Source organism: Paenibacillus sp. 2TAB19, assembly GCF_052115185.1.
In the GTDB taxonomy this organism is placed as follows: Bacteria; Bacillota; Bacilli; order Paenibacillales; family Paenibacillaceae; genus Pristimantibacillus.
On record NZ_JBFRGE010000093.1, the window covers coordinates 1 to 22,264 of the forward strand.

Sequence of the window (22,264 nt, forward strand, 5' to 3'; positions counted from 1 at the left end):
GATTCGGTCATGCGACCAAATCGCGTATCCGGTATTAGCATTCGTTTCCGAATGTTATCCCAGTCTTATAGGCAGGTTACCTACGTGTTACTCACCCGTCCGCCGCTAAGTYATYCCCGAAGGAATAACTCCGCTCGACTTGCATGTATTAGGCACGCCGCCAGCGTTCGTCCTGAGCCAGGATCAAACTCTCCATAAAGGTAGTTYGACTTGCTCATTACTTAACTAGCTAGAAGTTTTCTTTTGGCTGAAGCCAAGAAGAAAATCTTCAAATTTTTGTTTGGATTTTGACGTGATCCATTTGTTCAGTTTTCAAAGAACTTGCTGTCACATTTTGTCGTGACAAGAATTCATGATATCAGCTTTCGTCCATCGTGTCAACAGCTTGTTTTACTTTTTTAAAAAGTGTTTCAATCCGTTTTCCGCAATGCCTCCGAAGCGACAAGAAATAATTTAACACATCCACAAACGAAATACAACTTGTAATTTTTTACATTCGTTGTTATTCGATATGGTATGTATCCGTCATGATCCGCACCCACTAACTGAAAGCCATTTTCATTATACTTATCATAATGGATAGTGCTTGCAGCAACTATGATCAGCTTGTCAGTTGGGAGTGTCCTTCATTGCATAACAAAAGTTGCTTTTCCCTCCGCAAACAAAAAGGGTGCAAGGCCTAGAAGCCGAAGGACTGGTTCACTACCAGTCTCTGCTAACGCTTCATAGCCATGCACCCTTCTTGCTTACTCTTCTCCCAACAATCGAAGAAGCTCCGCTTCATCATCAATAACGGTAATACCCAACTCGCGCGCTTTGGTCAGCTTGCTACCGGCGCTGTCGCCCGCTACGACGAAATCGGTTTTTTTCGATACGCTTCCCGAAATCTTAGCGCCGCAGGCTTCAAGCAACTTAGCCGCTTCGTCTCTCGACATCGTCGGGAGCGTTCCCGTCAGTACTACGGTCTTGCCGCTAAAGATACTGTCCTCGCGAACGACGACTGCCTGCTCGGCTTCCGCCTTCACGCCTAGCTCGCGCATGCGCGCAATGCTCGCTGCGATGACCGGATCCGCGAAGAAGCCGACAATGCTCTCCGCCACGATCCCTCCGATGTCGGGGAGGGTAACTAGCTCATCCGCGGTAGCCGCCATAATTGCATCGAGGCTGCCGTAGTGATCGGCGAGCATCTTGGTCGTTGCTTTGCCCGTATTCGGAATGCCGAGCGCGAATAAGAACGATGCCAGTTCCCGGGACTTCGACTTCTCGAACGCATCCAGCAGCTTGCGGGCTTTCTTCTCGCCGAAGCGGTCGAGCTTGATGAGATCGTCATATTGCAAAGCATACAAGTCCGCAGGATCGCGAACTTCGCAATCGGTGTAGAGTTGATCAGCCGTCATCACGCTGAACGTCTCGATGTCCATCGCGTCGCGCGATGCAAAATGCGTAATACGTCCGATAATCTGCGGCTGACAGCCCAGCTTGTTGTTGCAGAACAGATGCGCTCCGCGCTGCTCAAGCTCCGTACCGCAGGATGGGCAAACCGTCGGGAAGACGATCTCCGAGCCCGGCTCATCGTCGGCTTTGCCTAGGATTTCAGGAATGACATCATTGGAGCGACGAATGATAACCTGTGCGCCCAGCGCATGCTTCAAGTTCTTGCGTTCAATGTCGCCAATATTGTTAAGCGTACAGTTCTGAACCGTCACACCTGCCAGCTCAACCGCTTCTACTCGTGCTACCGGTGTTATTTTACCCGTGCGGCCTACCTCCCAGGAGACAGACTCCAGCACGGTCGTTGTTTCTTCCGCCTCGAACTTGAAGGCAACTGCCCAGCGCGGGAACTTGTCTGTGTAGCCAAGCGCCTCTCTTGTGCGCATGTCAACAAGCTTAACGACCGCCCCGTCGATCAGGAAGTCCAGCTTGTCACGCTGCTCCGTAATGCGGCCAAGCTCCTCCTTTACTTCTTCAATAGTCCCCATATAAGTCACATAAGGGTTCACTTTGAATTTGTTTTCACGCAGAAACTGCTGCATCTCTCGATGATTCTCGAATGACACGCCGTCCGTGTAGCCCACATTATAGAAGAATGCGTTAAGCTTCCTCTCCGCCGTAACCTTTGGATTCAAGTTGCGAAGCGCTCCTGCTGCCGCATTTCKGGCATTCTTAAGCGGTTCAACTGCCGTTTCGTTGTACTTAGCAAGTACAGACAGCTGCATAATGCCTTCACCCTGAACCTCAACAATGCCGTTCGTGAAAGGAATCGTCAGCGGAACAGAACGAATCGTTCGCACCTGCGCCAGAATACCTTCGCCGACTGTTCCGTTGCCGCGCGTCGATGCCTGCGTAAGCTGTCCGTCCTCATAAGTCAAATTAAGCGTCAAGCCGTCGAACTTCAGCTCGACAACGTAGCTTGGATCTGGGAGAGGCTCCGATTCTGGATTTTTGGCATTGTAATCGGTGATAGCCTTCACGACACGGGCATTCCATGCGAGCAAGTCCTCTACATTTTGCGCCTTGTCCAGACTCCACAATCTTGCGCGGTGACGATACGGCTCGAAGCCGGTGAGCAATTCTCCGCCAACGCGCTGCGTCGGCGATTCCGGCTGTACAACTCCCGTCGATGCTTCCAGCGCAACGAGCTCATCATACAATTTGTCGTAATCCGCATCGGCAATCGACGGTTCATCCAAGGTGTAATACTTGTAGTTGTGCTCCGTAATGATCGCGATGAGCTCCTGCATTCTTTCTAATTGAGCGCTCATACAGGCGGTCTCCTCTCCTAATTGGCAACTTCGAATCTATAAACTTTAGTCTACACCTTTGTAATCGGCGCGAAACCTGCCAGCAGGCGCTTAATACCGGTCGGTGCCGGAAAAGCGATCTGCAGTTCCATGTCATTGCCCGTACCCTTCACGGATACAATGACGCCTTCGCCCCACTTGCCGTGCGCGACGCGGTCGCCAGCGGCAAAGCTGCCTGAGGCGGCTGGGCTTCCGCCTGCCGCCGCTCCGCCTTTGGCCACCTTGGCGGCATCCAGCGGCGTGCTTACGCGCACGCCGCCAGCTCTGCCGCCTGCTGCGGCCGGCCCGCTCCCCGCCATGCCGGGGGAGCGGCCTCCTGCGCCGGGCGCGCCATAAGACGGCGCGCGCCCTGCGACAGGGCGGATCGCCGCGCGGGCGAAGCTGCCCGCGGCGGACGCGCTTTCCCTCACGGTGTCCGGAATTTCCTGCAGGAAACGTGAGGGCATGTTCGAAGCTGTGCGCCCGAACAACGTGCGCATACGAGCGCAGGTCAAGTATAGCCGCTCCTCGGCGCGCGTTATGCCGACATAAGCAAGGCGGCGTTCCTCTTCCAGCTCCTCATTATCGGCAAGCGCTCGGCTATGCGGGAAGACCGATTCCTCCATGCCGATAATGAATACGATCGGGAACTCCAGCCCTTTGGCGCTATGCATCGTCATCAGCGTAACGACATCTGTCGCCTTCTCCACTTCTTCCTCATCCTTGCCCATCGAATCGATATCGGCAATGAGCGCAAGATCCGTCAAGAAAGCGATGAGCGTACGATCCTCGTTGCGCTTCTCGAAATCCATCGTCACCGAGAGAAACTCATCGATATTCTCAAGGCGGGCTTTCGACTCCAGCGTATTCTCGCGCTGCAGCTCCATCCGGTATTGCGATAGCTCCAATATTTTCTCCGTGAGCTCCGTCACAGATAAATACTCAACCATACGCGTTAAGTTATCAATAATGCCATAAAATTCGTTCAGCAGCGTGCGCGTACGTCCGTTCACTTCGACATCGCCGAGATCGGCAAGCACTCGGAATACGGAAGTTCCGCGCCGCGCCGCTTCCTCTTCCAGCTTCGATACCGTCGTATCGCCAATGCCCCGCTTCGGCACATTAATAATGCGCACCAAGCTAATATCGTCGTCCGGGTTCGAAATCAGCCGCAAATACGCGAGTATATCCTTAATCTCTTTGCGATCGTAGAACTTCACTCCACCGACGATCTGATACGGGATATCCGACTTGATCAAAATTTCCTCGATGACCCGGGACTGGGCATTCGTTCGATACAAAATCGCATGATGAGAAAACTTCCGCCCTTTGTTCACGTTCTTTCGAATTTCGCCCGTAACGTAGTAACCCTCTTCATGCTCGGAGTCGGCCTGGTACAGCGAAATAAGATCCCCTGCTCCTTGATCCGTCCACAGCTTCTTCGGCTTGCGGCCCGTATTCAGCTTAATGACCGCATTCGCCGCATCAAGAATGTTCGCTGTCGAGCGATAGTTCTGCTCCAGCATGATCGTGCGCRCTTCGGGATAATCGCCCTCGAAGTTCAAAATATTCGTAATGTCCGCGCCCCTCCAGCGATAAATCGACTGGTCGCTGTCGCCGACGACGCAAATATTATGATGCTTATCGGCCAGCATGCGGCACAGCATGTACTGGGCTCTGTTCGTATCCTGATATTCGTCGACATGAATGTAGCGGAACTTGTTCTGATAAAAATCAAGCACCTCTGGCTCATCCTTGAACAGCTGGATCGTCATCATAATGAGATCGTCAAAGTCGAGCGAGTTGTTGTTTCTAAGCCGCTTCTGGTATTTATCGAACACTTTGGCTACGATGTCATCGAAGAAATCGCCAACCTTTTCTCCAAAACGTTCCGCTGTAATGWGCTCATTCTTCGCGCCGCTGATCGCCGCTTGAACGGCCTTTGGTTCAAATTTCTTCGTATCTAAATTCATATCCTTCATGCAGCCGCGTATAACGGACAGCTGATCGGACGAATCCAGGATCGAGAAATTGGTCGTAAAGCCGATTCGATGAATATCTCTGCGCAGTATACGGACACACATGGAGTGGAACGTCGATACCCAAATGTCCCGTCCTGTCGGTCCAACGAGCGCGCTCACCCGATCCTGCATTTCGCGCGATGCTTTATTCGTAAATGTAATAGCGAGGATGCTCCACGGAGCTACCCGCTTCTTCTCGATTAAGTATGCTATACGATGCGTGAGGACGCGCGTCTTGCCGCTTCCCGCGCCGGCCATAATCAGCAGCGGTCCATCCGTCGCTTGAACGGCTTCCCGTTGCGGCGGATTAAGCTTCTGCACCGCTTGCTCGATGCCGATATGATTCAACATGCTTTTGCTCCTTTGTTCGCATTTGTTCGCCTATCCTCAGTGTAGACAACGACCTGCCGCGTGTCAATTTGAACCCTCAACTATTTTAGCAAAATAGTTCCATCGGTTGTACCCGCAAAAAAAGGCTGCTCCAGTGTCGTAAGCGACACGCAAGCAACCTCATCTGTTAGCTGTTCTATTTACTTTTCAACATTCGCTGCCAGGTCGACTTCCCGTACAGCCTCGACCGTAGACAAGGCCGCTGCCAGATCGCTGTACACGACATTTCCGACGACTATCGTATGAGCGGCAACCGCCGCCTCACGGGCTTTGTCCTCATTGTCGATGCCGCCTCCGTAGAACAATTGAGCGCCTTCGATAACCGATTTCGCCCGTTTCACTAGCCGCATATCGCCATACGTTCCGCTATACTCGAGATAGACGACCGGCAGGCGCATAAGTCGATCTGCCATCCTCACATGAGCAATGAGTCCATCCTCATCAAGCTCGGCATCCGCTCCGGTCAGCTTCGCCGCCGTTGCTTCCGCGTTCAATATAATATAGCCTTGAGCCGCCGTAGACTCCCAAGGCACGAAAGTGCCATACTCCTTCAATCCCTCGGTCTGCCGGCCATTAATCCATTCCGCCCGATCCGTGTTTAATACGATAGGCACGAAGTAACCGTCAAATCCGGGAACCGCGCCTTCCATCGTCGAAACCTCAAGCGCGCAATCGACTTCAAAACGGCGAATGCGCGACATGAGGTCCACCGTATTTTCGAATGTTACACCGCTCGATCCGCCAACAATGATCGCATCCGTTCCGGACATACAGATCGCTTCAAGCGCCTCGTCCGACAGCTCGCGTTCTGGATCAAGCTTAAATACATGCCTCCAACCGGAATACCAAGCACCGTTCATCAATAATTACGCCTCGCTTTATTGTAAAATCGCCCTATCCCTTAAACCCGTATGCTTCTATGCTAAGTCAGGGCGATTAACGTGTCAAACATTACTCTCGGCAAAGCGGCGCCTGCCTATTCCTTCTGCAGCCTTTCGCGAAAATCTGCCTGCAGCTGGCGATCGCTATCGCTCGGGTCGACGATTTTGTCCACATATCGGAGCGCTTCGTCCAAATCTCCTTCTCTATCATCAAAGCCGTAACCAATTAGCCGCGCGAGCGCGCGTAGAGCCGAATCTTTGTCCTCGTCTTGCTTATAAGCTTCGATCGCTTCCTCATACCGGTCCTCCATGACAAGCTTATCGCCCTCCAGCATTCCTTCCTCCGATACGGTGAAAAAAGGTGCGGCATAGGTAAGCATCGTGTAATAGCCGCTGGAGCTGGACAGCTTTCGGCCGTCAGCCGTATAAGCATCGACCGACCAAATAAAGTCGCCCCCAGGGTAAACGATGCCTAATATACTTGAATGCCATAGCCGGACAAACCCATTCGCATCGATCGATTTGCCATAGCTGTTAATACTGCCTCGCAGCTCTTCCATCCTATACTCGGCGAACGTTGTCCGGTGGCGATCATCAAGCAGCGGAGATGAGGTCGAGCCCGTGGCGTTGCCTTGTTTATCCCGTGCAATTGTGGTTATAGAAATCTGATAATAATCAGCGCCAGGATAAGCCTCCCATTCAAACCTTAATCTATCTCCGTCAATACGTTCTTTATTTACAGGCGAGACAACCTTAAGTTGCGGAACAAATGCGATATCGTACCGTGGCGCAGCTTGTGCGTCGTCCGCAATCGTTGCATAACTTTGCTCAGACTGAGTCAAATAATAACCATCTACCTGCTCGGGTGTCATGCCAACGCCCAACTCATAGTCGTCAGGCGCTATATTGTAAAAGCGATATTGCCCCCGTTCATCTGTAATAGCCGTCGGGTATTGGCCGTTCACCGACGTACTCCAACCGTTATCGCTCTTCCTATGCAAAATGACGTACACGTCTGGTGCCGGCTCGCCACCAAGCGTTACGGTCCCGCTAATAGACAGCTTCTGATGGTTGTCAGGATCCGAATGGCGCGATTCAAGCGTCTTTAAATACGATTGCAGCTCGTTTACGTCATAAAAAGCATTTGACCCTTGCGATAGTTGCCGGAATAACGCTTCAGCCTTATCCCATTGGCCGTCCCACATATAGAGCCTGGCTAAATTGAATTTAATGCCGTTTATATATTTCGAAGTTGAATATTTATGCAGCAATTGCTCTAAACGAGCGGCGGCATCCGCTCTCGCTTCCTGCATCGTTCCGCGGCCGCTTGATGATGTGAAGGAAGGAAAAATATAAAGTCGTTCGCCTTCTCCAAAGTCATTCATTTGCAGTGCTTCGCCGGAAGCATAATATAACGACATACCCGCTTTGTCATCATTAGGAAACAGTTTTAAAACAGCTTCGTATTTGCCGGCATTAAACAACAAGGACGGAAGCCCGTTATAAGCGATAACCAGCGCAAGTATCATAGAAGCGAGTATCAGCATAAGCGTTTTTATTTTGATGCGAATCATTGCGCTCCCCCCCAGCCCTCGCGCAGCTCCGATTCATAATACGCGCCGCCCGACATGACGATCAGCCGATCCTCGCGATCTTGACCGATTTGTTCCTCTGCCGCTTTGTGCATTTCCGGTTCTGCCGTCAGCTTCATCCAGCCAAAGATCGGCAATCCGACTAACAGGAGCACAACAAGCGCTGCCGCTTGCCAAGGAATACGCAGCTCGCGGTTCCAGAATGAAATCGGCTCTTTCTTTTCCATAACGGCTTGCATCATGTTTTCATTAAACTGAAAATCCTTTAGTTCACTTTCCAGTTTGTCTCGCCATAACCTCGATTGTTCCCGCTTCCCGTTCATCGGACCAGCCTCCCTCCTCCAGTTTCATCCTTAAAAGCCTGCGGCCTCGAAGCAGTTTGCTTTTCACTGTGCCCTCCGGCTCTTTCAGCACTTCCGACAGCTGCTTAATGGATAATTCCTGATAATAGTACAAAACGATGGCTTCGCGGTAATGCAGCGGCAAGCTGGCAATCGCAGCTCGCAGCGACAGCTTCTCTGCCCATTTCTCCGAACCGGGTACGGTATCCATCATCATGCCTGTGCTTGAGGCCGGCCACTCAGGCACATCCTCGATCTCCGAATCGCTGCCGCCCCATGACCGCACGAAAAGTCTGCTCCATGATGCAAGGCGCATTTTGCCGCGGCAACGATTTATTGTAATTTGCAGCAGCCAGCCGCGAAGGCTTCCTTCGCCCCGAAACTGACTGATCTTCTGATAGGCGGCCAAAAAAACGTCCTGGCTGACATCCTCAGCCAAATGCCGATCCTTAAGCAGCAATGCGGCAGTCCGCAAGATGTCGTTGCCGTATTGCTCCATCAACCACCGCAGCGCAGTTTCATCTCCGCTTTGGAGCCGCTCGATCGCCTGTCGCTCCGCGCTCATCTCTTCACCTGCCCTCTTACCTATAAAGATGCATGAAGTCCATCAATCGGTTGCATCATAGACCATACAAAAATACCGCCTTCCCATTGCGGAGAAGACGGTAAGCATTTGACTTTATTTATTTACAAGCTGGCCGCGCGTGACGCCGAGCTGATTCGTTGCCTTCAAGCTGCGCCATACTTGCGTGCCGCTAATCTTGCCATCCAGCGCGTCGCGGTACAGCGACAGCACTTCCAGCACCTTATCCGGCGTCTCTTCTAGAAACTCGACGCGGAAGTTCGATACGCCAAGTCCTACGAAGTTGCGGATATACTCCGCTCCCGACTGCTCGACGGCGTTGTAAACCGTATTGCGGCAACCCTCATCGACGCGGACGGGATGCGACATGCCGATCCGATCCTGCAGCGACGCGCGCTGTTCCTCGCATGGACGTCCGCAGTTCGTAAAGTTCGTTCCTTCGCTCATGAAGGTGCAATAAACGCAATGCTCCGTATGGAACATCGGCAAATGCTGGTGAATAACGACTTCCAGCAGCGACGTATCCGAATGATCCAGCAAATCAACCATCTGTTGGATATTGAGATCATACGAAGGCGTAATAAGATCAAGCCCCGCTTCGGCAAACAAGTTCACCGCTTTGTGATTCGCTACGTTAAGCGAGAAGTCGCCGATGAGCTTCGGAAACGGTTTGTCTGGATTAGCCGCGCGAGCGCGCAAATAATAATAAAGCGCACCGGTGTTGCGGACGAGTACAGCATCAGGCTGCAATCGCAGGATGTTCGCGTGGTAGCCGTTCTCGCCTGGCATATGAATACGCGGCGTAGCAAGCGCAATCGGCTTGCCTGCGGCACGGGCCGCGGCAACGGCTGCCGGGAATTGCTTAATAAATTCGAAGTCGGCGTAGATGTAGGAAACATCCGTCTTAACCGCCGCTTCAACCTGCTCGAGGCTACGGCATAATGCAGTCAACTGAGCTTCCTTGCCGCTGCGCGGAGCAAGCGCATCCTTGCCGTTAAAGGCATCGTCATTCACTTTCACTTCGCGCTTCACATATACAGGTGGCTTCGGACGCTCACCTGCAAGCTGATCGACCGCTTCGCGGCGCATCCGGTTCAGTTCGCGAACGGGAACGATCAAATCGCCGTTAAGCGCAACTTCAAGCTTATCGAGCTGATATACCGTTCCGCCGAGTCGGCCTAGTTGGTCTTCCAGCAGCGCGGCGTCCATCGGACGCTTCATCGCCTGCTCAAGCATTAGCTCGGAGACAACCTCCACGGTCGTTCCTTTCTGAACATCGGTCCACCATGTACGAAGCGGCTCGCCCGCTGTTCCCGTTACTCTTACATGCAGCGGAAATACACGATACGGCTTATCCGTCTCGAACGTTGCGCGAAGACGCTTGTCGAGCGCAGGATCGCTCGTCTTCCATACGCGGTCGCCAACATGCACCTTGCGCAGGTCTACGTCGTTGCGCCCGGAAACAAGCTCGATCAACGTGCCTTCCTGCGCTTCGCCCTCAATCTTGACGCCTTGACGGCGAATATCGTAGACGCGGCCGCCCTCTTCCTTCTTCGTCGGGTCGCCTGCATCGAACACGATGCCGTCTCCGCGCTTCACCGGCGCGTCAAGGCGCAGCGTTACGGCATCGCGCATAATGCGCTCCACCCGGCCGAGGTAGACTCCGCGGCTCTTAGGGAACGTGCCTTCAACCAACTGCTTGTTGTTCGTTCCATCAAGGAAACCATGCGTGAAGCCGCGCGAGAAGCTTTGCTGCAGCTCACGCACTTCTTCCTTCGACGGCTTCGATAGATCGCCGTCGAAATATTTATCGATCGCCTTCCGATACTTGCTCACGACATTGGCGACATATTCCGGACTCTTCAATCGTCCTTCAATCTTAAACGAAGTGACGCCGGCTTGAATCAGCTCCGGAATAATATCGATCGCCGCCAAATCCTTCGGCGACAACAAATACGCGATATCGCCCATCGGCTGAATCTCGCCGTCGACCATCAGATCGTACGGCAGTCTGCACGCTTGCGCGCATTCGCCGCGGTTGGCGGATCGTCCGCCCCACATTTCGGAGGTCAGACACTGTCCAGAGTAAGAGACACATAAAGCGCCGTGTACGAACACTTCCATCGGAAGCTTCGCCTGATCGCCAATCGTCTGAATTTGCTTCAAGTTGTTCTCGCGGCCAAGCACGACTCGTTCAATGTTGAACGGCTTCGTGAACTCCACCGCTTCCGGCGACGTAATCGTCATTTGCGTAGATCCGTGAATCGGGAAATCCGGAGACAGCTCGCGTATAAGCTTAACGAGTCCAAGGTCTTGCACGATAACGGCATCAACGCCAGCATCAATACACATCTCAATCAGCTTCTGAGCATCCCGCAGCTCGTCCTCGAAGACGAGAATGTTGAACGTCAAGAAGCCTTTCACGCCGTACGTATGCAGGAAAGCCATAATTTCCGGAAGCTCTTCGCTGCGGAAATTGTTCGCTCTTGCACGCGCATTAAACTTCTCTACGCCAAAAAATATAGCATCCGCGCCGTTCGCTACAGCTGCGCGCATACATTCCCAATCGCCGGCCGGGGCCAGCAGCTCTATATCCGATCGTACTATTGTATCTATCATATTAACGTTCAATCCCTCGCATTCTTTGAAACTGCTGCTATTATCTTATCAAACCGACCGCAAGTAATCCACCGTACATATATGGCATTGCCAAGATCGGCCGCATATTATAAAAAGTTCACGAATGAATTCGTGAACTTCGGTTAAAAGATCCAGCTGCTTCGATACCGCCACCGCATCGCTCTGCAAGAATAAATCATAATCAAACGTCAATACCTTGTCGTTTTTCACAGCTTCAAGCTTCGACCAAATTCACCTGATTCGCAGATGATAAAAAATAGATCGGTTTCCGTTTCCGGGAACCGATCTTATCGATGCTGCTAATTTAGTTGAAACGAATCGACTGCACCGTTTCTTCCATCCGCTTCAAATTGGATTCTGTCGCGTTAGCATCGTTAATGGAGAAGACGAATAGCACCACTCCGCCAACTGTATCGAAGACATAGGCATACTCCGTTCTGCCAAGCTCCAAAATGTCTACTTTGGTATGAAGCGCGATCTTATAGGCAGATTTGCCGTTGATCGTTACGTTTGTGCTTTCCAAAACTTTCGCTTCCGCTTTGATTCCGTCTGCGGAATTCGCATATTGCTGAACCGCTTGCGGGTAATCGCTGGCTTGGATATCATCCAGATACAAAATATTCATGAATCCGCCTTGATAGTTGTACATTACTTCTTCAGCGTTGAAATCCTTCGAGTAGCCATACCAGAACGTTGGAAGCTCAATGGAATAGCCATATGCAGAGCTGCGTTTGGTTACCCTTCCGTCGCGATTATCAGCCGAAGTGGATGTGTCTTGCTTGTAACCGAAATTGTTGTCGATGAAACCCGTATCAATATCGATACTGCCAATGATTTGATTGAACGACAGGGAGCTACTTAGGGCCGTGCTTGCTTCATAGCCATAAGTGATCACATATTTGTAGCTGCCGGATACGAACATTACTTCTTTATAAGCGTACCAATCCTTTTGGTTAAACGTTAATTCATAGCTAAACACGATTGCGTTGCCATCTTGAAGCTTGATAGGCGCGGACGACACATTGCGAAGATAACCGTTCACAAAGTCGGCCTTCAACGTGCTTTCGTTGCGCGCTGCCCATTTCTCAAGCGTGTCTCCCTCTTCCAGAGAAGTGAATGAGAACTCCAGATCGTCGTCCTTGCTGAAGTAGTAAGGCTCATCGCTTTCGTTATCCTTGTACCAGCTTGCAGGCAGTTTAACGGCGAAGCCGTAGTCCTCATCCGCATAGCTAATGAAGCCGTCCTTCACTTTCGTAATATCCTTTAACGCTTTATCGTTTTTCTCAAATGACGGCTGGAAGCTGTCAAGCAATGCTTGATAACCATTCAGAGCCGATTTGTCCGTTGCTTTCACACCGACGATAATAATATAGAACTTCTCGCCTTGCTGGATGCCGCGATACTCATAGAACATTTTGCTGTCCTTCGTGCGGGCTACGATTTTCTCGAAGCTGTAGTTGCCGACCTTAACGGTTCTTTCGTCCAGCGAGTACTCATCCGTATCGAAATAAAGAAAGAGCTCCTCGCGCTGCTCGCTGGATGACAATTCATTTTCCATAGGTTCTGTCAAAATAATAACCTGAGCGTCTTCCTTCGCATCCGCCCATCTAACATAATCTCCGCTGTCGCTCTGTTCGACTTGCACGAGCGCTGCCGGATAATTAAGCGACCAGCCTTGGTAGCTGTCGCCGACCTTCGTCTTGCCGTAATCGGAATCAATGGTCGTGCTTCCGCCGCCCGTGGATTGTGCGCGTACGCCCTTGATCGTCACTTCGCTCGTCTTCTTGTCGATGCTGATCTTCGCGCCAAAAGCTTCGACGATTACGCGAAGCGGCACCATCGTCGAGCCTTTAATAACGACAGGGGCCACGGCGACGGTTTTCGAAACGCCGTTCACCTTCACCGTCTTGCTTCCGAACGTAAGCTCAACCTTGCGATCGTTGTAAGTCAGAGTAATGCCATTGCCGTTCTCCAGCTTAAGCGCTGCGCCAAAGGCGTTTGTAATAATTTTTAGCGGCACCATTGTCGTACCGCTTGCCACATAAGGAGCCTGTACAACGGTTGCTTTACCGTTAATGCTTACGGTTTCTTTGCCCGGCGTCAGCTTTACTTCTACGCTGCTTGCCGTATCCGCTGCAAAAGCCGCTGCAGGAAGCAGCGCGATTACGAGCAGCACGGCCATTAGCAAGGCGACCATTTTTTTCGTCAAGGAATGATTCATTGTTATTATTGCTCCTTCTAAACGTGAATTTGTACGACGGAAAAAAGCAGATGAGGCTGTTTAGCCTTTTACAAGCGTGATCTTCTTCGTCACCAGATCGCCGTCTTCTTGCAGCATGACTTCAACCTGCTGCCCCGGCAAATACGACTTCAATAGCTCGTTGATCTCTACAATAGTAGATACTTGCTTGCCTGCTACCTTATAAAGCAATTGTCCGCTCTGAATGCCCGCTTTTTTCGCCGAATCCGAATCAACCGTCTTGACTGTAAGCGGATCGGAGCTCGGGATGCCGATAATCGCCGACCAGCTTTCCTCCAGTTGCAGACCCAGTGAAGCGCGATTGACGTAACCGTATTTGAAGAAATGATTCGTTACATAAGTAACGGTATCCGCGGGAATGGAGAAACCAAGGCTCTCGATACCTAATTCCACAAACTTCAGCGAATTGATGCCGATAATTTCGCCCTTCATGTTAACGAGCGGTCCGCCGCTGTTTCCGGGATTAATCGCTGCGTCCGTCTGCAGCAAATTGTACGCCGACGATATGCTCCGATTCATGCCGCTAAGAATGCCGCTTGTCGCTGTGTTGCGCAGGGAGAAATCGACAGGCGTTCCGATCGCAATTACCGGCTCGCCAATCGTTACTTTCAGAGGCGAAGGCGAAAGCTTGGCAATCGGAAGCTTCGTTGCTTTGATCTTCACAAGCGCCAGATCGCTTGCTTCGTCATAGTGCGTACGCACCGCATCGAATTGCTTTCCGTCTGCCGTTACAACGACGAGATTAGTCATATCGTCCACGACATGCGCGTTCGTTACGATCCAGCCGTCGGCACGGATTATAACGCCCGTTCCATGTGCCAACGCATAACGGGGATCCGCGTTTCCAATATCATTCGGTTTGCCGATAATGGCGACAACCGAAGGGGATACTTTCTTGATGACCGATGATACGTCAGCCGCGGGCGTGTAGGAATAAACACCTGTCTTGGCATCGTAATTTCCCGTACCGCCGAGTTGACTCGTCAACGAGCTTGCCTTGACATATATTTCTCCGTTAATCGTTTTGGCGTTCAACGCAATCGACGATGAAGCGCCGTTTCCCGTTGCCCATACTGTTCCTGCTGCGGCTAGCGCCCCAAGTACAATCAGGCTGCAAATACGCAGCATTCTGCGATTCATACTTTCACCCCTCTGCTTCCTGCATTCAATTATGAAACTAGCAATCTCTAAATCTATTACCGCTTGGGAAAATAAGTAATCAAATTTAAATGTACCATGTTTACTATAATCTTACAATAAAAAAACAAGACTATCGACCTAGTTGTTATTACTCCTCTCCTTTGCTTAGTTGTTATGCGATTTTGTCAAATACACCTTGACATATGTGTTGTCCGCTTAGAAGTGATATAATGAATGAGACTTAGAATACAATCCATTCGATGGATTCAGGAGGTTATTTTCCAAATGAAATTAGGTGTATTCAGCGTACTGTTTGCACAGAAGTCGTTTGAAGAGGCGCTCGACTATATCGCTTCCAAAGGACTTCAAGCGATCGAAATCGGAACCGGCGGCTACCCAGGCAACGCGCATTGCGATCTTGACGGCCTACTGGCTGACAGCGGCAAATTGAAAGCGTATAAACAAGCGGTAGAATCGCGCGGACTGATGATCAGCGCACTAAGCTGCCACGCGAATCCGCTTCACCCGCAAAAGGCGATTTCGACTGAGCATGATGAAGTGATCCGCAAAACGATTGAGCTTGCCAACCGTCTTGAAGTATCTGTCGTTAATACGTTCTCCGGCTGCCCTGGCGACCATGAGGATGCTAAATATCCGAACTGGCCGGTAGCTCCTTGGCCGAACGATTATCAAGATATTCTTAAATGGCAATGGGAAGCGAAAGTTATTCCATACTGGTCGGAGATCGGCAAGCTGGCAACAGATGCCGGTATCAAAATCGGTCTTGAGCTGCACGGCGGCTTCTCCGTACATAGCCCGTCCACACTGCTTCGTCTTCGTGAAGCGGCAGGCAACGCGATTGGAGCTAACCTTGACCCGAGCCATATGTGGTGGCAAGGTATTGATCCGGTTCAAGCCGTTCATATTCTTGGACGCGCCGGCGCCATTCACCACTTCCATGCGAAGGATACGACGATCGATCCGATTAACGTCAATCACCACGGCGTAACGGACATGCAATCTTACTCCCTCATGCTTGATCGCGCATGGCAGTTCCGTACGGTCGGCTTCGGTCATGATCTGAAAACATGGGCTGATATTATTAGCGCCCTCCGCCTTGTTGGCTACGACTATGTCGTAAGCATCGAGCACGAGGACGGTTTGATGTCGGTTGACGAAGGTTTCACGAAAGCTGTCCAAAATCTGCAGCAAGTACTGATCCGCGAGCCGCTTGGCGAGATGTGGTGGGTTTAATCCGTTAGACGCTTTAAAATAGAAGAGGCGCACAGGATCATATGGGTCCTTGTGCGCCTCTTTTTGTTTTTTATTGCAGATAAAAAAAAGAGGTTGTCCGGTAAGCGTTAACGCTTATCGAGCAACCACGATCTCACATGTGCTGATGGCCTGTTAGGCGAACCAGACTTTCACAATCATTATGTAGTCGATTACCAGGAATAAGGCAAGCGACACAAAGGTAAAGCCGATTGCAAAATAGTTTTTCTTCGGGCGTGTATTCAGCAAGCGAATAAACCCGATGAGGATAATAACGGTGAATGCAAGCATGAACCAGTCGAACGTATTAATTTTGCTGGCTTCTTTTGCCGCTTCTTCTGCTGCCAAGAAAAACATGAGGGGACCTCCTTTTATTCGCACGTAGCCTAATATTACTCTATGTTAGCTTCAAGTGGCCGTTGATGCAAGCCTGAAACGCGATTCGTAACAAGTTTGTCACGATTTTTCTATGATCCCTGCACATATAAAATGTCCATCTCTGCCATTATCTATAACCTACTGCATACAGAAATTGTGCTCATCCTTAAATAAGAAACAAAACCGCTTCGCCAAAGCGCAAGCTCTGAAGCACGAAACGGTTCTGTTTTTGTTTATTTACAACCTGAATGTTTAACAGCATCAGGCAATGTCGACCACTCTAACGAGAGGCTATTCATTCTGCCATACTATCAAATGGTTCCCATCAGGATCAAGCAACTTAAAGCTCTTACCGGAACGCCCATGATCAACTATTGCACCGACACGAATACCGCTTTGCTCGAAGTATTCATGAAGTTCTTGCACATCTTCACACAAGAAGTTCATCATCGGAATGACGGTTCCATCCTGCTTCAGCTGGAAGCACTCATCGACGCCAATAAGGGTAATGTCAGGTCCGCCTGTCAGCTTCAACTGAGCGAGCCCATCCGTGACTATATCTCCATACTCGCAGCCCATGTACTTTACATACCAGCTAGCCGCACGCTTTACATCTTTGACAGGGATGCAGCAATTCACTTCTGGGTTGGCTTTGGAACGTTGCGCACCCATAAAATCACTCTGCTGCAGCGCCGACGGCATTCTCTAGCCGCTTATGAAGAGCGATCGTACGCTCGCGGTCACGTTCCATGATCGGCTTCAAGTATTTACCGGTATACGACTGTTCGACTTTGACGACCTGCTCCGGCGTGCCTGTCGCTACGATCGTACCGCCGCCATTGCCGCCTTCTGGGCCGAGATCAATCAAATAGTCGGCTGTCTTGATAACGTCAAGATTGTGTTCGATAACGAGTACCGATTCACCGGAATCAACGAGTCTGTGAAGGACGGTCAACAGTCTATCGATATCATCCACATGAAGACCCGTTGTCGGCTCATCAAGAATATAGAGCGTCTTGCCCGTGCTCCGGCGATACAACTCGGCAGCGAGCTTCACACGCTGCGCTTCGCCGCCCGACAGCGTTGTCGCCGGCTGGCCAAGCTTCATATATCCGAGGCCTACATCGAGAAGCGTCTGTACTTTGCGGTGAATCCGCGGAATGTTCTCGAAGAAGATGCAGCCGTCTTCGATGGTCATCTCCAGCACTTCAGCAATGTTCTTGCCCTTGTACTTCACTTCAAGCGTTTCGCGGTTGTAACGCTTGCCTTTGCAAATCTCGCACGGGACATACACGTCCGGCAGGAAGTGCATCTCGATCTTGATGATGCCGTCGCCTCTGCAAGCCTCACATCTGCCGCCCTTCACGTTGAAGCTGAAGCGGCCTTTCTTATAGCCGCGCACCTTAGCCTCGTTGGTGCTTGCGTACAAATCGCGAATATCATCAAAAACGCCTGTATACGTAGCCGGATTGGAGCGTGGCGTACGCCCGATTGGAGATTGGTCAATATCGATGACCTTCTCCAAATGCTCCAGCCCGCGCATTTCCTTGTATTGTCCGGGGCGAACCTTCGCTTTGTTCAAGTCGCGCGCAAGCGTCTTATACAAGATTTCATTGACGAAGGTCGACTTGCCTGATCCCGAAACACCCGTTACAGCGGAGAATACGCCTAGCGGAATCTTCACATTCACATTGCGGAGGTTGTTCTCCTTCGCACCGCGAACCTCAAGCCACTTATCGTTCGTTGGACGACGCTCTCCCGGCACTTGTATGAACTTGCGTCCGCTCAAGTATTGACCCGTAAGCGAGTTCTCGTCTTCCATGACTTCCTGCGGCGTGCCTTGTGCAATTACGTTACCGCCATGAATGCCGGCGCCCGGTCCAATATCGATGATATAGTCCGCAGCCAGCATTGTATCCTCGTCATGCTCGACGACGATCAATGTATTACCTAAATTGCGCATATGCTCAAGCGTCTGAATTAAGCGGTCGTTATCGCGCTGATGCAAGCCGATACTCGGCTCGTCCAATATATAGAGGACGCCCATAAGGCTTGAACCGATCTGCGTGGCAAGCCTAATTCGCTGCGCCTCGCCGCCCGACAGCGTGCCTGCTGCACGGCTAAGCGACAAATATTCGAGTCCTACGTTAACCAGGAAGCCCAGTCTGCTGTTAATTTCCTTCAAGATCAGATTGGCAATCGTCATTTCCTTCTCTGACAGCGATAGGCCGTCGAAATAACGATTCGCTTCGCCAATCGAGAGGGAGGTTACATACGCAATGTTCTGCGAACCGACCGTAACGGCTAAGCTTTCCTTGCGCAGACGTTGACCCTTGCAGCTTCCGCAAGGCTTAGCGCTCATATAACCTTCGATATGTTCTCTCATCATATCCGACGCCGTGTCGCGATACCGCCGTTCAAGATTGTTGACGATGCCCTCGAATGGTACATAAGCTTCCTTCCGATGGCCGAAGTCGTTCTCGTATAAGAAGCGAACCTTCTCGCCGCCCGTTCCGTACAACAGCTTCTTCAGTTGCTCCGGCGTCAGCTCTTCGACAGGTACATCCTGCGGAATATGGTAATGCTCGCAAACCGCGCTCAGGAATTGCGGATAGTAGTTCGACGTGCTTCCTGCCCAAGCAAGGAATGCTCCTTCTCGAATCGACTTGGTGCCATCCGGCGTTAGCAGGTCGGGATCCACAATCATCTTCGCTCCGAGACCGTCGCATTCCGGACATGCGCCGAAGGGACTGTTGAACGAGAACATGCGCGGAGCAAGCTCCTCTATGCTGAATCCGCATTCCGGACATGCCAGATTCGAGCTGAACAAGAGCTCCTCCTGGTCGATAATATCGACCAGGACGCGTCCCTCAGACAGCTTCAAAGCTGTTTCCAACGAATCCGCCAATCGGCTGTGTACGTCCGACTTAACGACGATACGGTCGACCACGACTTCTATGCTATGCTTCTTGTTCTTCTCGAGCTCAATTTTCTCGCTAAGCTCACGGAGCTCGCCATTAACACGCACACGCACGAAGCCTTGCTTCTGAATGTCAGCAAGCAGCTTCGTATGCTCGCCCTTGCGTCCCGAAATAATCGGAGCAAGAATCTGAAGCTTCGTTCTCTCGGGATATTCCATGATTCTGTCGACCATCTGCTCGACGGTCTGGGAGGCAATTTCTATGCCATGCTCCGGGCAGTGAGGCTTGCCGATCCGCGCGAACAACAGACGCAAATAATCGTATATTTCGGTAACCGTACCGACGGTCGAGCGCGGATTGCGGCTCGTCGTCTTCTGGTCAATCGATATCGCCGGCGACAGTCCCTCTATGGAATCAACGTCCGGCTTCTCCATTTGGCCGAGAAACTGGCGCGCATAGGCGGACAAAGACTCTACATAACGACGTTGCCCTTCGGCATAAATCGTATCGAACGCCAAGGATGATTTACCCGAGCCGCTAAGCCCGGTTAGAACAACAAATTTATCGCGCGGGATCGTGACGTCAATTCCTTTGAGATTATGGGCACGAGCTCCCTTAATTACTATTTTGTCGCTTGCCAATCGTTTCTCCCCCTACTTATTCCAATTCTGCCCGAAGCTCTAGAAGCGCATCGCGAAGCTCGGCTGCACGCTCAAACTGCAAGCTCTTCGCAGCTTCCTTCATCTCTGCCTCCAGCTTCTGCAGCAACGCCTGGCGTTCCTTCTTCGTCAGCTTCTCCGCGCCAACGCCGGTCAAGTAATCAGCCTTCTGTTCGGCGACCTTTGTCGCTTCGATTACGTCGTGCACCTTCTTGCGTATCGTCTGCGGCGTAACGCCATGCTTTTCATTGAATGCCAGCTGGATCTCACGGCGGCGTTCCGTTTCCTTAATCGCACGGTCCATCGAATCCGTTATTTTGTCGGCAAACATAATGACGCGTCCCTCGCTATTCCTTGCCGCACGTCCTATCGTCTGAATAAGTGCACGGTCGGAACGCAAGAAACCTTCCTTGTCGGCATCGAGGATTGTGACAAGCGACACCTCCGGAAGATCAAGACCTTCCCGAAGCAAGTTAATTCCTACAAGCACATGGAATACACCAAGCCGCAAGTCACGCAATATAGCCAACCGCTCTAATGTCTTTATATCCGAATGGAGATAACGGACCTTGATTCCGACCTCTTTCAAGTAATCGGTCAGATCCTCCGACATCTTCTTCGTCAATGTCGTCACAAGAACGCGTTCGTCTTTGGCAATTCGGTCTCTGATCTCCGTTAACAGAACGTCTATCTGGCCTTTCGTTGGGCGAATATCGATAATGGGATCGACAAGCCCGGTCGGACGAATGATCTGCTCCGTCATCGTCTCGCAATGCTCAAGCTCATATGGTCCCGGTGTCGCAGATACATAGATAAGCTGCTTCGTCTTCTGCTCGAACTCCTCGAAGCGCAGCGGCCGGTTATCCATCGCCGACGGCAGACGGAAGCCGTGATTGACGAGCATTTCTTTCCTCGCTTTATCCCCGTTGAACATAGCTCGAATCTGAGGCAACGATACATGCGACTCGTCAATGACGACGAGCATATCGTCCGGGAAGAAGTCGAGCAGCGTGTAAGGCGTTGACCCGCGTTCCCTGAACGTTAGCGGACCGGAATAGTTCTCGATGCCGGAGCAGAAGCCCATTTCCGCCATCATCTCAAGGTCATAGCGCGTTCGCTGCTCCAGCCTTTGCGCCTCCAGCAACTTGCCTGCCTCCCGCAACTCAGCAAGCCGTTCCTCCAGCTCACGTTCAATATTAACAATCGCCAGCTTCATTGTCTCTTCATGGGTAACAAAGTGAGAGGCCGGGAAGATCGAGATATGCTCACGCTCGCCTACAATCTCTCCCGTGAGGACGTCAATCTCCGAGATACGTTCAATCTCGTCGCCGAACAGCTCTACTCGAATGGCCCTCTCATTATTGGCAACAGGGAATATTTCAACGATATCGCCTCTCACACGGAACGTTCCGCGCGTAAAGCTAATATCGTTCCGCTGGTATTGAATATCGACCAGTTTATGAAGAATCGCATCACGCGGCTTCTCCATTCCCACCCGGAGGGACAGCACGAGACTGCCGTACTCCGAGGGAGAACCGAGACCGTATATGCACGATACGCTCGCTACTATAATGACGTCCCGGCGTTCGAACAAGGCGCTCGTAGCCGAGTGGCGCAGCTTATCGATCTCGTCGTTGATGCTCGAATCCTTCTCAATAAACGTATCCGTTGAAGGTATATAGGCCTCCGGCTGATAGTAATCGTAATAACTTACGAAATATTCGACCGCATTATCGGGAAAAAACTGCTTAAATTCGCTGCACAATTGCGCAGCCAACGTCTTGTTATGGGCTATAACGAGCGTCGGCCTGTTGAGCTGCGCGATCGTATTGGCAATCGTATACGTCTTTCCCGTTCCCGTTGCGCCAAGCAATGTCTGGTGCCGCTTGCCTACTTCAATCCCTTCGAGCAGTTCCGCGATCGCCTTCGGCTGATCGCCCTGCGGCGTATAATCCGATTTCAACTCGAAAAGCTTCGTATTCTTCGCGATCTCATTCACGCCTTATCTCCACCTCCGGCAGTCCATTTCTATATTTATCAGTATAGTCAATTGTATCCGTTTCAAGCGTAAACGACCGACACCTTGCATGAGGGCATCAAACAATCGTTTCGCATCCGCATGAGAATATGTGTTCTTATTTATTATAGCTTCTAATGCCCTCCGTTGCAATGACAGGGCAGGCTGTTCAGACTTTATTTGGCAAATAACGTTCGATCAGCAAATCTAATATCCTATTGACTTCTGCCGATATAGTATGAGAGACTCATAATTTGAAGGTAAAATAAGCCAGTATAAATAAATAGACCGCAACACCTTGATTATATGCCCACAATTCGATGGTCCGTGCATTATTTCATACAGGCATTCTATTGAAAAAGGAGGTTAAAACTAGCTTTTATCTAGAG

At 51.1% G+C, this 22,264-nt stretch carries 14 protein-coding genes and 1 rRNA gene; 1 reads left to right on the forward strand and 14 read right to left on the reverse strand.

All coding sequences use genetic code 11. The features are described 5' to 3' along the window. The 10 genes from AB4Z33_RS26870 to AB4Z33_RS26915 all read right to left on the reverse strand — a co-directional run. Positions 1 to 199 (reverse strand): 16S ribosomal RNA (locus AB4Z33_RS26870); the annotation flags it as partial. Positions 200 to 746: 547 nt separating this feature from the next. After that, positions 747 to 2,762, reverse strand: a complete 2,016-nt coding sequence (gene ligA, locus AB4Z33_RS26875) for an NAD-dependent DNA ligase LigA (protein WP_442052843.1) — start codon at positions 2,760 to 2,762, stop codon at positions 747 to 749. 50 nt (positions 2,763 to 2,812) lie between these two features. After that, on the reverse strand, positions 2,813 to 5,149 hold the full coding sequence (pcrA, locus tag AB4Z33_RS26880) for a DNA helicase PcrA (protein ID WP_442052853.1): 2,337 nt from the start codon (positions 5,147 to 5,149) through the stop codon (positions 2,813 to 2,815). A gap of 182 nt (positions 5,150 to 5,331) precedes the next feature. Continuing rightward, positions 5,332 to 6,051, reverse strand: coding sequence for a heptaprenylglyceryl phosphate synthase (locus tag AB4Z33_RS26885; protein ID WP_442052844.1), 720 nt, complete (start codon positions 6,049 to 6,051; stop codon positions 5,332 to 5,334). Between the two features lie 116 nt (positions 6,052 to 6,167). Beyond that, positions 6,168 to 7,646 carry a hypothetical protein gene (locus tag AB4Z33_RS26890; protein ID WP_442052845.1) on the reverse strand — a complete coding sequence of 493 codons (1,479 nt, stop codon included), beginning with the start codon at positions 7,644 to 7,646 and terminating at the stop codon, positions 6,168 to 6,170. After that, the gene (locus AB4Z33_RS26895; RefSeq protein WP_337103993.1) at positions 7,643 to 7,891 is read right to left on the reverse strand and encodes a hypothetical protein; all 249 of its coding nucleotides are present in this window, start codon (positions 7,889 to 7,891) and stop codon (positions 7,643 to 7,645) included. Before AB4Z33_RS26895 ends, AB4Z33_RS26890 begins: the two co-directional genes overlap by 4 nt. A gap of 43 nt (positions 7,892 to 7,934) precedes the next feature. After that, positions 7,935 to 8,570: an RNA polymerase sigma factor gene (locus AB4Z33_RS26900; RefSeq protein WP_442052846.1), complete on the reverse strand. Its 636-nt coding sequence runs from the start codon at positions 8,568 to 8,570 to the stop codon at positions 7,935 to 7,937. 114 nt (positions 8,571 to 8,684) lie between these two features. Next, positions 8,685 to 11,207: a DUF3656 domain-containing U32 family peptidase gene (locus AB4Z33_RS26905; RefSeq protein WP_442052847.1), complete on the reverse strand. Its 2,523-nt coding sequence runs from the start codon at positions 11,205 to 11,207 to the stop codon at positions 8,685 to 8,687. A 325-nt stretch (positions 11,208 to 11,532) separates the two neighbouring features. Further along, positions 11,533 to 13,449 (reverse strand): stalk domain-containing protein, encoded by a 1,917-nt coding sequence (locus AB4Z33_RS26910; RefSeq protein ID WP_442052848.1) that lies wholly within the window; start codon positions 13,447 to 13,449, stop codon positions 11,533 to 11,535. A 60-nt stretch (positions 13,450 to 13,509) separates the two neighbouring features. Continuing rightward, the gene (locus AB4Z33_RS26915; RefSeq protein ID WP_442052849.1) at positions 13,510 to 14,628 is read right to left on the reverse strand and encodes a S1C family serine protease; all 1,119 of its coding nucleotides are present in this window, start codon (positions 14,626 to 14,628) and stop codon (positions 13,510 to 13,512) included. Positions 14,629 to 14,913: 285 nt separating this feature from the next. Between AB4Z33_RS26915 and AB4Z33_RS26920 the strand changes: the two genes are divergently transcribed. After that, positions 14,914 to 15,882 carry a sugar phosphate isomerase/epimerase family protein gene (locus tag AB4Z33_RS26920; protein ID WP_337103998.1) on the forward strand — a complete coding sequence of 323 codons (969 nt, stop codon included), beginning with the start codon at positions 14,914 to 14,916 and terminating at the stop codon, positions 15,880 to 15,882. 153 nt (positions 15,883 to 16,035) lie between these two features. Here AB4Z33_RS26920 and AB4Z33_RS26925 read toward each other — a convergent pair whose 3' ends face one another. From AB4Z33_RS26925 to uvrB, 4 genes are all read right to left on the reverse strand, one after another. Continuing rightward, positions 16,036 to 16,257 carry a hypothetical protein gene (locus AB4Z33_RS26925; RefSeq protein WP_337103999.1) on the reverse strand — a complete coding sequence of 74 codons (222 nt, stop codon included), beginning with the start codon at positions 16,255 to 16,257 and terminating at the stop codon, positions 16,036 to 16,038. A 312-nt stretch (positions 16,258 to 16,569) separates the two neighbouring features. After that, positions 16,570 to 16,950 (reverse strand): VOC family protein, encoded by a 381-nt coding sequence (locus AB4Z33_RS26930; RefSeq protein WP_442052850.1) that lies wholly within the window; start codon positions 16,948 to 16,950, stop codon positions 16,570 to 16,572. Positions 16,951 to 16,954: 4 nt separating this feature from the next. Further along, positions 16,955 to 19,840, reverse strand: a complete 2,886-nt coding sequence (gene uvrA / locus AB4Z33_RS26935; protein WP_442052851.1) for an excinuclease ABC subunit UvrA — start codon at positions 19,838 to 19,840, stop codon at positions 16,955 to 16,957. Between the two features lie 16 nt (positions 19,841 to 19,856). Then, entirely contained in the window at positions 19,857 to 21,857 is a 2,001-nt protein-coding gene (gene uvrB / locus AB4Z33_RS26940; protein WP_442052852.1) for an excinuclease ABC subunit UvrB, read from the reverse strand. Between the last annotated feature and the right edge of the window lie 407 nt (positions 21,858 to 22,264).